General features: G+C 65.3%; 12 protein-coding genes. 10 read left to right on the forward strand and 2 right to left on the reverse strand.

The window, feature by feature from the left end; translation table 11 throughout:
* Positions 1–67 precede the first annotated feature (67 nt).
* A complete protein-coding gene (locus GEM_RS16830; RefSeq protein ID WP_014898560.1) occupies positions 68–2,368 on the reverse strand; it encodes an NADP-dependent malic enzyme in 2,301 nt (766 codons plus the stop codon).
* 135 nt (positions 2,369–2,503) lie between these two features.
* Between GEM_RS16830 and GEM_RS16835 the strand changes: the two genes are divergently transcribed.
* The gene (locus GEM_RS16835; protein WP_014898561.1) at positions 2,504–3,475 is read left to right on the forward strand and encodes a LysR substrate-binding domain-containing protein; all 972 of its coding nucleotides are present in this window, start codon (positions 2,504–2,506) and stop codon (positions 3,473–3,475) included.
* A gap of 226 nt (positions 3,476–3,701) precedes the next feature.
* On the opposite strand, the gene pqqA is transcribed toward GEM_RS16835, so the two are convergent.
* Complete coding sequence (gene pqqA, locus GEM_RS30155; RefSeq protein ID WP_080599499.1) at positions 3,702–3,773, reverse strand: pyrroloquinoline quinone precursor peptide PqqA; 72 nt, start codon at positions 3,771–3,773, stop codon at positions 3,702–3,704.
* A gap of 648 nt (positions 3,774–4,421) precedes the next feature.
* Between pqqA and GEM_RS16840 the strand changes: the two genes are divergently transcribed.
* The 9 genes from GEM_RS16840 to GEM_RS16875 all read left to right on the forward strand — a co-directional run bounded on the left by GEM_RS16840 (position 4,422) and on the right by GEM_RS16875 (position 14,362).
* Positions 4,422–5,537 carry a porin gene (locus GEM_RS16840; RefSeq protein WP_014898562.1) on the forward strand — a complete coding sequence of 372 codons (1,116 nt, stop codon included), beginning with the start codon at positions 4,422–4,424 and terminating at the stop codon, positions 5,535–5,537.
* Between the two features lie 350 nt (positions 5,538–5,887).
* A complete protein-coding gene (locus tag GEM_RS16845; protein ID WP_014898563.1) occupies positions 5,888–7,453 on the forward strand; it encodes a PQQ-binding-like beta-propeller repeat protein in 1,566 nt (521 codons plus the stop codon).
* Between the two features lie 365 nt (positions 7,454–7,818).
* Complete coding sequence (locus tag GEM_RS30160; RefSeq protein ID WP_014898564.1) at positions 7,819–8,319, forward strand: DUF3331 domain-containing protein; 501 nt, start codon at positions 7,819–7,821, stop codon at positions 8,317–8,319.
* A 339-nt stretch (positions 8,320–8,658) separates the two neighbouring features.
* Positions 8,659–9,612, forward strand: coding sequence for a choline ABC transporter substrate-binding protein (locus tag GEM_RS16850; protein ID WP_014898565.1), 954 nt, complete (start codon positions 8,659–8,661; stop codon positions 9,610–9,612).
* Positions 9,613–9,679: 67 nt separating this feature from the next.
* Positions 9,680–10,609 (forward strand): 3-keto-5-aminohexanoate cleavage protein, encoded by a 930-nt coding sequence (locus GEM_RS16855; RefSeq protein WP_014898566.1) that lies wholly within the window; start codon positions 9,680–9,682, stop codon positions 10,607–10,609.
* A gap of 87 nt (positions 10,610–10,696) precedes the next feature.
* Positions 10,697–11,662 carry an L-carnitine dehydrogenase gene (locus tag GEM_RS16860; protein ID WP_014898567.1) on the forward strand — a complete coding sequence of 322 codons (966 nt, stop codon included), beginning with the start codon at positions 10,697–10,699 and terminating at the stop codon, positions 11,660–11,662.
* A 2-nt stretch (positions 11,663–11,664) separates the two neighbouring features.
* Positions 11,665–12,153 (forward strand): thioesterase family protein, encoded by a 489-nt coding sequence (locus tag GEM_RS16865; protein ID WP_014898568.1) that lies wholly within the window; start codon positions 11,665–11,667, stop codon positions 12,151–12,153.
* A gap of 36 nt (positions 12,154–12,189) precedes the next feature.
* Positions 12,190–13,143 carry an alpha/beta hydrolase gene (locus tag GEM_RS16870; protein ID WP_014898569.1) on the forward strand — a complete coding sequence of 318 codons (954 nt, stop codon included), beginning with the start codon at positions 12,190–12,192 and terminating at the stop codon, positions 13,141–13,143.
* Between the two features lie 22 nt (positions 13,144–13,165).
* A complete protein-coding gene (locus GEM_RS16875; protein ID WP_014898570.1) occupies positions 13,166–14,362 on the forward strand; it encodes a TauD/TfdA family dioxygenase in 1,197 nt (398 codons plus the stop codon).
* Positions 14,363–14,485: the final 123 nt, after the last annotated feature.

Consider the following 14,485-nt stretch of genomic DNA (forward strand, 5'->3'; position numbering starts at 1 on the left):
GCCACCGCCCGCTGATCGATGGAGTCGGCCGTAGCCGACCCACATCAAGCGATTACGTCAACCGCACTCAAACAGCCGCGTTGCGATTCGCCTCGATCACCGTCAACGCCGTCATGTTGACGATACGCCGCACCGTCGCACTCGACGTGAGAATATTCACCGGCGCATTGACCCCCAGCAGGAACGGCCCCACCGCAACGTTGCTGCCGGCCTCGGTCTTGAGCAGGTTATAAGCGATATTCCCAGCATCCACGTTCGGACACACGAGCAGATTCGCCGCGCCCTTCAGCGGCGACATCGGCAGCAGTCGCGACCGCAGCCCTTCATCGAGCGCACAGTCGCCGTGCATTTCGCCGTCCGCCTCGATATCCGGCGCATGCGCGCGAATGATCTCCAGCGCCTGCCGCATCTTCACCCCCGACGCCGCGCTGCCCGACCCGAAGTTCGATCGCGACAGCAACGCCGCCTTCGGCGTGAGATTCAGCCACTCCATCTGCCGCGCGGCCGCGATCGTGAATTCCGCGATCTGTTCCGCATCGGGATTGTCGTTGACGTGCGTATCCACCAACGCGACCGTCCGCTGATTGAGCAGCAGGATATTCATCGCCGCGTAGGTCGACGCATTGGGCTTCTTGCCGATCGCCTCGTCCACGAACCGCAGGTGATTGTGATACTCGCCAACCGTCCCGCAGATCATCCCGTCCGCATCGCCGAGCCGCACCATCATCGCGCCGATCAGCGTCAGGCGACGCCGCATTTCGACGCGCGCCATTTCCTTCGAGATGCCGTCGCGGCAGCGCAGTTCCCAGTACGTCGTCCAGTATTGCGGGAAGCGCTCGTCATATTCCGGATTGGTCACTTCCACATCCTCGCCGAGTCGCAGGCGCAGGCCGAAGCGCTCGATGCGCGCCAGCAGCACTTCCGGACGGCCGACCAGGATCGGACGCGCGAGCTTCTCGTCGACGATCACCTGCACCGCACGCAACACGCGCTCGTCTTCGCCTTCGGTGAACACGATGCGGGCCTTGCCGCCGTCACGCACGAGCTGACGCGCCGTCGCGAACAGCGGCTTCATGAATGCGCCGGAGTGGTAGACGAACTGCTGCAGCTGTTCGACATACGCGTCGAGATCCGCGAGCGGGCGCGTCGCCACGCCGCCTTCGATCGCCGCCTTGGCCACGGCTGGTGCGATTCGAACGATCAGGCGCGGATCGAACGGCTTCGGAATCAGGTATTGCGGACCGAAGGACACTTCATCCCCGCCATAGGCCGCCGCGACGATGTCGTTCTGTTCTTCTTGCGCGAGGCCGGCGATCGCGTGCACCGCGGCAATTTCCATTTCGCGGGTGATCGTCGTTGCGCCCACATCCAGTGCGCCGCGGAAAATGTACGGGAAGCACAGGACGTTGTTGACCTGGTTCGGGAAATCCGAGCGGCCGGTCGCGATCACGACGTCGTCGCGCGTCGCATGCGCGAGTTCCGGGAAGATTTCCGGCGTCGGATTGGCGAGCGCGAGAATCAGCGGACGCGCGGCCATCGCCTTCAGCATTTCCGGTTTCAGGATGCCGCCGACCGACAGCCCCAGGAACACGTCGGCGCCGCCGATCACTTCGGACAGCGTGCGCGCGTCGGTTTCCTGCGCGAAGCGTTCCTTGGCCGGATCCATCAGCGTGGTACGGCCGCTGTAGACGACGCCTTCGATATCCGTCGCCCAGATGTTCGCGATCGGCAGCCCGAGGTCGACGAGCAAGTCCAGGCAGGCCAGCGCCGCGGCACCGGCGCCCGACGTCACGACCTTCACCTCCGAAATCGACTTCCCGACCACCTTCAGCCCGTTGATGAACGCGGCGGCGACGGTGATGGCGGTGCCGTGCTGGTCGTCGTGGAAGACGGGAATCTTCATGCGTTCGCGCAGCTTGCGCTCGACGGTGAAGCACTCCGGCGCCTTGATGTCCTCGAGGTTGATCCCGCCGAAGGTGGGTTCGAGGCCGGCGATGATGTCGACCAGCTTGTCCGGATCGGTCTCGTTGATCTCGATGTCGAACACGTCGATCCCGGCGAACTTCTTGAACAGCACGGCCTTGCCTTCCATGACCGGCTTGGACGCGAGCGCGCCGATGTTGCCCAGACCCAGCACCGCGGTGCCGTTGGTGATGACGCCCACCAGATTCCCGCGGCTCGTGAAGCGGTGCGCGTTCAGCGGCTCGGCGGCAATCGACTCGCACACGCTGGCGACGCCCGGCGTGTAGGCCAGCGCGAGATCGCGCTGCGTCACGAGCGGCTTGCTGGCGACCACCGAGATCTTCCCCGGGGTCGGAAACTCGTGATAGTCGAACGCTGCCTGCTGCTGAGTCTCTGTCTGTTTCATTTTTTGGGTCCGGGCGTGCGCGCCAGGCCAGTCCCGACGCGATCCATGGAGGTGATTCTAGGGATCGGCCATAAGGAGATGATTCTGTTTTAATATTGGTCCATCACTTTTTCATGATGGGTGCGTGGCCAGGCAATGACATTCGACGCGAACGACGTGGTCAGGCGGCTTGGCGCGCGCCTGAAGATGCGGCACCTGATGCTGTTGCTGCAGATCCAGCAGCACGGGTCGCTGACGCGCGTCGCGGAGCACATGGCCAGCAGCCAGCCCGCCGTGACCAACGCGCTGTCCGAGCTGGAAAGCATGTTCGGCACGCCGCTGTTCGAGCGCTCGTCGCGCGGGATGCGGCCGACCGCGCTTGGGGCCGTCGTGCTCGAGCGGGCCAAGGCGATGCTGAAGGATCTCGACCATCTCGCCCGCGAGATGGAGGCGGTCGCGGCCGGCCATGCGGCCCACCTGCATATCGGCGTGATTCCGTTTATTTCGGGCCAGATGCTGTCGGCGGCGCTCAAGCGCCTGCAGTCACGGATGGAACGGCGCCTGACCGTGACGATCCACGAAGGCACCAGCGACCAGTTGCTGCTGCAGCTCAAGGACCACAGCGTCGACCTCGTGATCGGGCGGGCGTCGTCGGCGGTCGATCTGGGGCAGGTTTCCTTCGAGGTGCTGTACCAGCAGCAGCCCCGGATGATCGCGAGCCGGCGCCTGGCCGCGAAACTGGCCCGCACGAAGCTCGACTGGGAGAAGCTGCACGCGCTGGACTGGATTCTCGGCGCGCCGCATACGCCGATGCGCGAGCAGGTGACCGACCTGTTCCTGTCGGCGGGCATCCCGCCGCCCGTGCCGATCGTCGAAAGCTACTCGTCGAAGCTGATCGGCGAAATGATCGCGTCGAGCGACGACGCAGTGTCGATCGTGCCGGCCGATATCGCGGAAGAAATGGTGCGCATCGCCGGCGTGGCGATCGTGCCGTATTCGCTGGTCTGGACGCTGCCGCCCATCGCGCTGTTTACCCGAGCCGCCGATGCGCATGCGCCGACGCGGGATGTGCTCGTCCAGGCGCTGCGCGAGATCTGCAGGGAAACCTACGTCGAAGTACCGCGATAAGGCCTCGGTTGCCGGCCGGTACGCGCGCGGCCGGAAACCGCATCATCCGCGCCTTTCGTCTGCCCGCCGCCATCCAATGATATGGCGTGCTCCGGCAGGTGCATCGCCACTGCTGGCGTTCCCGTTCACGGGAGGATCGTCACGGACACCATTCGATTCCTTCGCATCGATCAGACAACAAAGCCTCGGCTAGCCGAGGCTTTTTGCCTGATGAAGCAGGCTCGAATCAACGATTCGAAACATACATGGTGATTTCGAAGCCGAGGCGCAGGTCGGTATAGGCAGGTTTGGTCCACATGATGCAAGCTCCTTTGCAAGGTTGATAGGGGGTGAATCACTCGTACACACCGCTCTCGCGCAACTGCATGCAATGCCATCGTCAGTTGCGTTGTCTACTATCACAGAATTGTCACGACGCACGGCCAGCAACAGAGGTGGCAAGCCTGATGCTTGCATGAGCCGATGCCGTCATCAAGAAAAAAATGGCATCGGTGCATTTCCAAATTATTGTTGTTGATTGCGTCGTGCTTGTCCTAACCTCTTATTCGGTCCACAACGAAAAAAGCGGGTTCTCGGCGGCTCGCGCGTTTCATGTGACGGGCGGACTTCGGCAGGGTCGGCGGCCAGCTGCGTGCCTTGTCGATTCCATCGACTTATCGCTTCTCCGTCTCCGTTCGGCGGGGCATCACGTCATACGAGTGCGCACCGATTCGTATGTAGTGCGTTGCACCATCGCTTCCGTGATGGCATGCGTGGTCGGTCGTCGATAGTGGGTCAGCGTGGGCAGTCTGATCGACAGGCTGCAGTTTGCAAGAAGGGTATCGGGATTTCGGGCGACCTGCTTGCGCCTGACGCGGCGGGGCCCGGGGGTTGTTCGATCGATTTCGGATAGGACGTGCGCGCTCACGAGGCGTGCATCCTACGGTCGAGACGCGGAGGGGTGGGCATGGTGTTGCGATTCAAACTCAAACGTTTCGCATGGCTGATCGTGGCCGCCGCACCGGCGGCCGCGTTCGCACAGACGAGCGTGTCGCTGTACGGCCGGATCGACGGCGGCGTCGAATACCTGAACCACATCGCGACGCCGAACGGCAGTTCGACGCGCTGGAGCGCGGAAGGCGGCGACTGGGGCACCAGCATGTTCGGCCTGAAGGGCTTCGAGGATCTCGGCGGCGGGATGTCGACGGTCTTCAACCTGGAAACCGCGTTCCAGGTGATGAACGGCACGACGGGCGGCGGACGCTTGTGGTCGCGCCGCGCGTATGTCGGGCTGAAGAGCAACACGTGGGGCCAGCTGCAGGCCGGCCGCAACCTGTTCATCGACAGCGACGGCGTGTGGGAATTCGATCCGTTCGTCCAGCAGGCGTTTTCGTCCGCATCGCTCGTGCGCGGCCGCAACTGGCAGCAGAGCAGCAACAACATCGAATATCACAGCCCGGTGATCGCCGGCTTCGACGTGCAGGCGCAATATGCGTTCGGCAACCAGTCGCGCGGCTTCAACTACGGTGCGGCCGACGACTTCGGCCGCTCGGACGGGATCATGCTGTCGTACCACTCGGCGCTCTTCGACGTGCGCGGCCTCTACGACGAGCTGCGCGACAACAACGGCAAGTTCAGCAATATCTTCACCGCGTCGCGCGAATATTTCGTCGGCGCGAACGTGAAGGTGTCGAAGTTCAAGATCCAGGGTGCCTATACGCACTACCAGGCGCCGGACAGCCCGGCCGGCGTCGCCGATCGCGCCGATCACTACTGGCTCGGCGTGACTTACGCGGCCAATCCGGAGTGGGCCGTGACGGGCGGCGGCTATTACGTGAAGGTCGGCGACGGCGGCGGCGATGCGTCGCACGATCCGTCGGGCCACGCGATGATGTACGTGCTCGGCACCACGTACAACCTGTCGAAGCGCACGTTCCTGTACGGGACGGTCGCGTATGTGCGCAACGGCGGGAATTCGAACTTCTCGCTGCTCGCGTCGCCGCGCGACGCGACGTCGGGCACGAGCCCGATGACGGGCGAGTCGCAGACGGGCGCGTATATGGGGATGATGCATACGTTCTGAGTGACGGAACTGCCGGTGCATCGGCGTCAGGGTTCGCTCGTCGTCATGCGATGTTGCCATGGGCACGCATGTGTCGTCGGTGCAGATGCGTGATGCCGACGCGGTGGTGTCATGCAGTGGTCCGATGATTCACGCTTCGCAACTGAACTTTTGGTATTGATACTCACGCTGCGTCAGATGGTCCATCCCGTCCATGTCGATCTTCTCCCGGCTTTTGAAAGCACGTGCAGGTTTTGTATCGCCAGGCGTCTCGGGCGCTTCCTGTCGCCTCGGTTCGCCAGGGGTTTTTTCATCGCGGTCGTTCCCGTTCGGCCGGTCTCAAGTCACACTTTTCTCGGTAAGGTGATGTCATGAAAACATCCAACAAGCAGATCGTCGAACTTGCCTCATGGCGCCGGCGTACGCCTGCCATGATCGGAACGCTTGCACTGTTCGGCATGATCGCGAGCGGCCCGAGTGCGGCGGCAGATTGGGTCTTTGCCGGCCAGGGTGTCGACAACACGCGCACCGCGCCGGACGAACACGTCATCGGTGTCGATAACGTCTCGCAGCTTGCGCCGCGCTGGACGCTGGATACCGACGGCAACGTGGCGGCCACGCCGACCGTCGCCAACGGCACCGTGTATGTGCCGGACTTCGGCGGCTCGCTATGGGCGGTCGATGCTGCCAGCGGCAAGGTGAAGTGGAAAAAGAAGATCACCGAATACAGTGGTGTCGACAACGATGCGTCGCGCACCAGCCCGGCATATTGGGAAGGCATGCTGATCTTTGGTCAGGGCACCCAGATTGCGAACAACCCGACCGGCGCGTTCATCATGGCTGCGAAGGCCGAGGATGGCGCGCCAGTGTGGCGGACCAAGGTGGATTCGGATCCGACCGCGATCATCACCCAATCGCCGATTGTCGATCGCGGGGTGGTCTATGTCGGCCTGTCGTCGCGTGCCGAGGCGCTCAAGGACAAGCCGACCTATCGCGGCGCGGTGGTCGCCCTCGACGGCAAGACCGGCAAGATGCTGTGGAAGACCTACATGGTGCCGAAGGGGTACACCGGCGGTTCGGTGTGGGGCAACACGGCGGCGGTCGATCATGACACCGGCCTGCTCTACGTGACCACGGGCAACAACTTCTCGGTCCCGCCGGGGCACTGTCGTTTTCCGACCCAGAAGAACTGCCAACCCGATACGCCGACCAACATGATCGACAGCTTTGTCGCGCTCGATCTCAAAACCGGCAAGGTCGTCTGGCATAGCCGCACGTTGGCGGCTGACATGTCGACCAACTACGACCACGACGATGGCCCGGACTACGATTTCGGCTCGGGGCCAAACCTGTTCAAGGCGACCATCAACGGCAAGCAGAAGACGCTGGTAGGAGCGGGCGCGAAGAGCGGCGTGTATTGGGCGCTCGATCCCAAGACCGGCAAGGTGATCTGGCATACGCAGGTCGGCCCGGGCAGCCTGCTGGGCGGCATGCTCTGGGGGACGGCTGCTGACGGCAAGCGGATCTACGTTTCGATCGGCAACCTGGACGGGAAGTCGATCGACGTCGACAACGGTCCGAACGGCGAGAAGACGACCAAGGGCGGCATCTGGGCGGCAGTCGACGCCGCCACGGGCAAGGTGCTGTGGCGCACGGCCGACCCGCAGGGCAAGATGGACACGGTGGCGATGTCGGCTGCAAACGGTGTCGTCTACGCCGGCTCGTTGGCCGGCACGGGCGCGAGCATGTATGCGCTCGATGCGGCGACGGGCGCGATCAAGTGGAGTTACGAGAATAACGGCGCGGTGGTGTCGGGCGCTGCCATCGTTGACGGCACTGTGTACTGGGGGGCCGGTTACCACACCAAGGTGCTCGGTCTGCCGTACGACGGCACGAGTCACAAACTCTACGCGTTTGGTCTCGCCGCCAAACAATAAGCGCAAGGCAACCGGCCACGCACGTGGCCGGTTGTGTTCGATCGCCGGGCTCCCACCTTCAACACGAGATCGTCGTCACGCTCCGCGATTGGAGCGAGGCTGTGGACGTGCGTCGCGCCGAACGTATGGCGATGCGTGAGCGTCAATGCGTACCGGATGCAGCAGCGACCCATGCAATGCCGGTGAAACGCGGTCGAGGCCGCGCCCGTCCGCGGCGGCGACGTGATCCGGCCGGCGGGCGGACACCACGCGGGCCGCGTCCGCGTCGAATTGCAGCATGGATGGCAGGTAATCGAAGGATCATCGAGATCGATGCGTGTTGCGACGCAGGCGATACCGCGTAACTGCGGAGCGGATAATGGCAAATGAACGGATTGGTGCAGATACTGAAGTACGCGGATAACGTGTTGCTCGTGCGCTGGCGCAAGACCGGGCAGACGGATGAAGAGGAGCAACGCTGGATACCGGGGCGCGCGCTGCGCTCCGGACAATGTTCGTTTTCCGGAGCAAAGGTCGTGTGCGGCGATCCGGTGTTCAGTCCGAAAGGCCAATCGGCGCAAGCGAGAATGATTCTGGTCTCCGCCCTTGACTCGGCCTATCGTGCGACGACACGTCCGAAAATAGAGATCCTGGAACATTCGGCAGACATGCTGCTGGTGCGATGGGTGGAGCCGGGACGCGCTCACTACGGCGAGCAGACCTGGCGGCTGGCACGCGCATCACGGCCGGGAATGTGTGCGCTCTCCGGGGCGCAGATCGTTCCGGGTTACGCGGTATTCAGGCCAAGCGGACGTCCGGTGCCGTCAAATGCGCGGGCCATGATTTTGGCTGCGGTGCTGGGGAAGATTTCCATGCAGCCAGGCTGACCACGCACTGACCCTGTTGCCGGCATCCGCGAGCGCCCCGGAGCAAATGCATGACGGCGCGAGTATTCGCTTGCGCATGAGTCTGGTCCCGAGGGCGTGACCAGTAGCCTGGACACGCCGCATCCGGACAAACCCCGCCTCATCAAAATCCGCCCCAAACCCCCGCCGTACAAGCCACAGCCCGCATCTAGTGGTTTCCACCCATAGTCGCAAATAATCAAGAACAGGTCGCCGGCGGTCGTCTTGCGGTGAATATGGCTCGTTACTTTTACTCCCACGATGCAGGCCGGGACGCACTCCGCGAACCCGTCGGACATCGGTCCAACCGGGAGAGAAACCATGAAGTCGACAAAGATCGCCGCGTTCGTCGCGGCCGTGCTGGCGACCGGCTCGTTCGCGACCGCGGCGCAGGCCGAAACGGATGCCGCGACCTGCCGCAACGTACGCTTCGCGGATATCGGCTGGACCGACATTACGTCCACCACGGCGCTCGCCTCGACGGTATTCGAAGGGCTCGGCTACAAGCCGACGACGACGATCGCGTCGGTGCCGATCTCGTTCGCCGGCCTGAAGAGCAAGCAGCTCGACGTCTCCCTCGGCTACTGGTGGCCGGTGCAGCAAAAGCAGCTCCAGCCGTTCCTCGACAGCAAGTCGATCAACGTCGTCGAACCGCCGAACCTGTCGGGCGCGAAGGCGACGCTCGCGGTGCCGAGCTACGAATACCAGGCCGGCCTGAAGACCTTCGAGGACATCGCGAAACACCGTGCGGAGCTCGACGGCAAGATCTACGGGATCGAGCCGGGCAGCAGCGCGAACGCGACGATCCAGAAGATGATCGACACGAACCAGTACGGGCTCGGCGGCTTCAAGCTGGTCGAATCGAGCGAGGCGGGGATGCTCGTCACGGTCGAGCGCGCGATTCGCGACAAGAAGTGGGTCGTGTTCCTCGGCTGGGAACCGCATCCGATGAACATCCAGATCAGCATGAACTACCTGTCCGGCGGCGATGCGTCGTTCGGCCCGAACTACGGCGAAGCGCGCGTGTACACGCTGACGGCGCCCGACTTCATCGCGCGCTGCCCGAACGCGGGCAAGCTCGTCGAGAACCTGCGCTTCACGACTCAGCTCGAGAACCAGCTGATGCAGTCGGTGATGAACAAGACGAAGCCGGCCGACGCCGCGAAGGCGTACCTGAAGAAGAATCCGCAGGTGCTGGACGCGTGGCTGGCCGGCGTCAAGACGTTCGACGGCAAGGACGGCCTGCCCGCCGTGAAGGCGTATCTCGGCCTGTAAGGGCCCGCGCGCAGCGCGTCGATTTACCCGCATTACGACACAAACCGAGTCAAGCGAGGCACACAGCATGAACCATGACGTCATCATCACCTGCGCGGTCACCGGCGCGGGCGATACGGTCGGCAAGCATCCGGCGATTCCGGTCACGCCGAAGGAAATCGCGGCCGCCGCGATCGAAGCCGCGAAGGCCGGCGCGACCGTTGCACACTGCCATGTCCGCGATCCGCAGACGGGGCGCGGCAGCCGCGACCCGAACCTGTACCGCGAAGTGGTCGACCGGATCCGCTCGGCCGACGTCGACGTGATCATCAACCTGACGGCCGGCATGGGCGGCGATCTGGAAATCGGCCCCGGCGAGGACCCGATGCGCTTCGGCAAGGGCACCGATCTCGTCGGCGGCCTCACGCGCCTCGCGCACGTCGAGGAGCTGCTGCCGGAAATCTGCACGCTCGACTGCGGCACGCTGAATTTCGGTGATGGCGACTACATCTACGTGTCGACGCCCGCGCAACTGCGCGCCGGCGCCAAGCGCATCCAGGAGCTCGGCGTGAAGCCGGAGCTGGAGATTTTCGACACGGGGCATCTGTGGTTCGCGAAGCAGCTGCTGAAGGAAGGACTGCTTGACGATCCGCCGCTGTTCCAGCTGTGCCTCGGCATTCCGTGGGGTGCGCCGGCCGACACGGGCACGATGAAGGCGATGGTCGACAACCTGCCGCCGGGCGCGCACTGGGCCGGCTTCGGGATCGGCCGGATGCAGATGCCGATGGTCGCGCAGGCGATGCTGCTCGGCGGCCATGTGCGCGTCGGCCTCGAAGACAACATCTGGCTCGATCGCGGCGTGCACGCCACCAATGGCACGCTCGTCGAGCGCGCGCGGGAAATCATCGAACGCCTCGGCGGCCGCGTGCTGACGCCGGCTGAAGGGCGTCGCAAGCTTGGCCTGCCGGCACGCGGCGAACGTCTGCTCGAACGCCGCGCGGCGACCGAATTCGCGTGAGTCTTTGCGGCTGATTCCGATTCATTGCGGTGGCGCGCACGAGCGCGGCCGCCGTCCGATTTTCCTCGATTTGAAGGATGCGTTGACATGGCTGTGAAGACCGACATCAAGACGTTCGCCGCGATCGGCACCGGCGTGATCGGCAGCGGGTGGATTTGCCGTGCGCTCGCGCACGGTCTCGACGTGGTCGTGTGGGACCCCGCGCCGGGCGCGGAAGAGCGGCTGCGCGCGAACGTCGCGAATGCATGGCCCGCGCTCGAACGCGTCGGCCTCGCGCCGGGCGCCGATCCCGCGCGGCTGCGCTTCGAATCGACGATCGAGGCCTGCGTCGCCGACGCGGACTTCGTCCAGGAAAGCGCCCCCGAGCGCGAGGCGCTGAAGCTCGAACTGCACGAGCAGATCAGCCGCGCGGCGAAGCCCGACGCGATCATCGCGTCGTCGACGTCGGGGCTGCTGCCGACCGACTTCTACGCGCGTGCGACGCATCCGGAGCGCTGCGTGGTCGGCCACCCGTTCAACCCGGTCTACCTGCTGCCGCTCGTCGAAGTGCTCGGCGGCGCGCGCACGTCGCCGGAAGCGGTCGAGGCGGCGATGGAGATCTATCGCAAGCTCGGCATGCGGCCGCTGCACGTGCGCAAGGAAGTGCCGGGCTTCATCGCGGACCGGCTGCTCGAAGCGCTGTGGCGCGAGGCGCTGCATCTCGTCAACGAAGGCGTCGCGACGACCGGCGAGATCGATGACGCGATCCGCTTCGGCGCGGGCATCCGCTGGTCGTTCATGGGCACGTTCCTGACCTATACGCTGGCCGGCGGCGACGCGGGCATGCGACACTTCATGCAGCAGTTCGGCCCCGCGCTCGAACTGCCATGGACGAAGCTGGTCGCACCGAAGTTGACCGACGAACTGATCGACAGCGTCGTCGAAGGCACGAGCGAGCAGCAGGGCACGCGCAGCATCAAGGAACTCGAACGCTATCGCGACGAGTGCATTACCGAGGTGCTGAAGGCAATCGCCGCGGTGAAGGCGCGGCACGGGATGCGATTCGAGGACTGAACATGACGGGCGATACCCCGCTGACGATATACCGCGACGTCGTGCGGCCCGAGTGGGTCGACTACAACGGCCATTTGCGCGACGCGTTCTATCTGCTGATCTTCAGCTTCGCGACCGATGCGCTGCTGGACCGCATCGGTCTCGACGACGCCGCGCGTCGCGAGCGGGGCCGCTCGGTCTACACGCTCGAAGCGCACGTGAACTATCTGCAGGAGATCAAGGAAGGCACGCGCGTGCGCGTCGATGCGCGGGTGTTCGCGCACGACGCGAAGCGGCTGCACCTGTATCTCGAACTGTTCGCGGACGGGCACGACGGTGCCGTGTCGGCGAGCGAGCAGATGCTGCTGCACGTCGACACGCGCGACGGCGCGAAATCGGCGCCGTTCGACGACGACGTCGCCGCGCGCGTGGCCGAGCTGCACGTGTTGCAGCGCGACTGCGCGGCGCCCGCGTATGCGGGGCGCGTGATCGGCCTGCCGCCGCGCCGCTAGCGTCGACGTTCAACCTTGGACCGCGGAGCGCACACGATGCTCGAGCCGGAAATCGCGGCGTTCGTCGCGGCTGTCGACGCAGCGTATCCGGCCGACTCGGCGGCGTGCTCGCCCGCCGAACAGCGCCGTCTCTACGATCGCTTCGCTGCCGCATGGACGCCCGCCGAACTGCCGGCCGGCATCGTGCAGCACGATGCGGTGTGGCACGCACCGGACGGACACGCGATCGCGCTGCGGCGCTACGCACCGGCACACGGTGCGCCGCGCGGCACCGTGCTGTTCTTTCATGGGGGCGGCTTCGTCGTCGGCTCGCTCGACAGTCACACGCTGATCACCGCGCAACTGGCGGCTGACACGGGGCTCGCCGTGATCGCGGTCGACTACCGGCTCGCGCCCGAGCATCGCGCACCGGCCGCACTCGAGGATTGCCTGGCCGTCACGCGGGCCGCGCGCGATGGACGCTGGCCGTTCGGCTCATGCGCACGGTCGCTGACGCTCGCGGGCGACAGCGCGGGCGGCAATCTCGCGGCGGCCGTCGCGACTGCGCTGCGCGATGCAGGCGAAGGCGGCCTCGACGGCATCGCGCTCGTCTATCCGATGCTCGGGTTCGAACCGCAATCGCCTGCGCGCGAAACGGAAGCGCACGCGCCGATGCTGACGCTCGACGACGTTCATCGCTATCGCGCGCTCTACTGGAATGTCGAGGATGAAGCCGCGTTGAACGACGATCCGTTGCTGCGCGCATCGGTGCCGCTTGCCGCATCGCGTTTCGACGGGCTGCCGCCGGTGCTCGCGATCGGCGCGGAGCACGATCCGCTGCGCGACGACGCGCGCGTCTATGTCGAACGGATTCTCGCGGCCGGCGGCACCGCGCGTTACTGGAGGGGAGAGGGGCTGGTGCACGGCTGCTGGCGCGCGCTCGGAACGAGCCCGCACGCGGCGCGGATGCACCGGATGATCGGCGGGTTTCTGCTCGCACCACACGCGTAGCGGGCGTTTCCAGGAGGCAACGATGCAGGCAGCGCAACACCGTATCGAGGATTGGCGGACCTTTTCCGCCGACGCGGCCATTGCGGCGGCGACGATCGGCGACGGAGCGGTGGACGTCGAGTGGAGCGACACGCGACGATCGCCGTTTCACTTCGACTGGCTGCGCGACAACTGCGCGTGTTCCGCGTGCGTGCATGCGGTCACGCGCGAGCAGGTATTCGAGATTGCCGATGCGCGCGAGGATCTGTCGGCGCTCACCGTGCAGGTCGAAACCGACGGCGCGCTGCATATCGAGTGGAACGACGGGCATCGCAGCACCTGGTCGCCGGGGTGGTTGCGCGCGCATGCATACGACGATGCGTCGCGCGCGGAGCGCCAGGCCGCGCACGGGCGGCACGTATGGGTCGGCGCCGATGCGACGGCGATCGGCGTGTTCGCGTGGCGCGACGTGATGGAGGACGACGGCGCGTTGCTCGCATGGCTCGCCGCGTTGCAGCGCACCGGGCTGACGCTGGTCGAGGGGGTGCCGGCCGAGCGCGGCCGGGTCGACGAGATCGCGCGCCGCATCGGCCTGATCCGCGAAAGCAATTTCGGCATGCTGTTCGACGTCGAATCGAAGCCGCGCCCGGACAGCAATGCCTATACGTCGCTCAACCTGCCGCCGCACACCGATCTGCCGACGCGCGAATTGCAGCCGGGCGTGCAGTTCCTGCATTGCCTCGCGAACGATGCAACGGGCGGAGACAGCATCTTCCTCGACGGCTTCGCGCTCGCGGATGCGCTGCGGCGCGAATATCCGGCCGATTTTGCGCAACTTGCGTCGACGCCGTTCGAGTTCTGGAACAAGAGTGCGAACAGCGACTACCGCTGTTCGGCGCCCGTGATCGGGCTCGATGCGCGCGGCAACGTCACCGAGGTGCGCGTCGCGAACTTCCTGCGCGGGCCGCTCGATGCGCCGGCCGGCTCGGTCGCGGCCGTCTATCGCGCGTACCGGCGGTTTCTCGCGCTCGCGCGCGAGCCGCGTTTCCGCGTGCTGCGCCGGCTGCGGGCGGGCGATATGTGGGCGTTCGACAACCGGCGCGTGCTGCATGCGCGCACCGAGTTCGATCCATCGACGGGTCGCCGGCATCTGCAGGGCTGCTACGTCGATCGCGACGAACTGCTGTCGCGGTGGCGCGTGCTGTCGCGTTCGGTGCCTGCCGCAGTCGCGGGGCGCTGATCGGCGCACACGGCTGCGTCACGCATACCTCACCAGGGGAAAAAGCGCCCGGACGCACTGCGCCCGGGCGAAGCCACCCGTTACCGGGTAGCGGAGGTATGCGTTTCACAAAAAAAGACGAGC

This window comes from Burkholderia cepacia GG4, from assembly GCF_000292915.1.
GTDB lineage: Bacteria > Pseudomonadota > Gammaproteobacteria > Burkholderiales > Burkholderiaceae > Burkholderia > Burkholderia cepacia_D.

Coding starts and splice junctions, on each gene's coding strand:
- GEM_RS16835 (WP_014898561.1), top strand. CDS start 2,504: ATGACATTCGACGCGAACGACGTGGTCAGGCGGCTTGGCGCGCGCCTG.
- GEM_RS16840 (WP_014898562.1), top strand. CDS start 4,422: ATGGTGTTGCGATTCAAACTCAAACGTTTCGCATGGCTGATCGTGGCC.
- GEM_RS16860 (WP_014898567.1), top strand. CDS start 10,697: ATGGCTGTGAAGACCGACATCAAGACGTTCGCCGCGATCGGCACCGGC.
- GEM_RS30160 (WP_014898564.1), top strand. CDS start 7,819: ATGAACGGATTGGTGCAGATACTGAAGTACGCGGATAACGTGTTGCTC.
- GEM_RS16845 (WP_014898563.1), top strand. CDS start 5,888: ATGAAAACATCCAACAAGCAGATCGTCGAACTTGCCTCATGGCGCCGG.
- GEM_RS16855 (WP_014898566.1), top strand. CDS start 9,680: ATGAACCATGACGTCATCATCACCTGCGCGGTCACCGGCGCGGGCGAT.
- GEM_RS16850 (WP_014898565.1), top strand. CDS start 8,659: ATGAAGTCGACAAAGATCGCCGCGTTCGTCGCGGCCGTGCTGGCGACC.
- GEM_RS16875 (WP_014898570.1), top strand. CDS start 13,166: ATGCAGGCAGCGCAACACCGTATCGAGGATTGGCGGACCTTTTCCGCC.
- GEM_RS16870 (WP_014898569.1), top strand. CDS start 12,190: ATGCTCGAGCCGGAAATCGCGGCGTTCGTCGCGGCTGTCGACGCAGCG.
- GEM_RS16865 (WP_014898568.1), top strand. CDS start 11,665: ATGACGGGCGATACCCCGCTGACGATATACCGCGACGTCGTGCGGCCC.
- GEM_RS16830 (WP_014898560.1), bottom strand. CDS start 2,368: ATGAAACAGACAGAGACTCAGCAGCAGGCAGCGTTCGACTATCACGAG.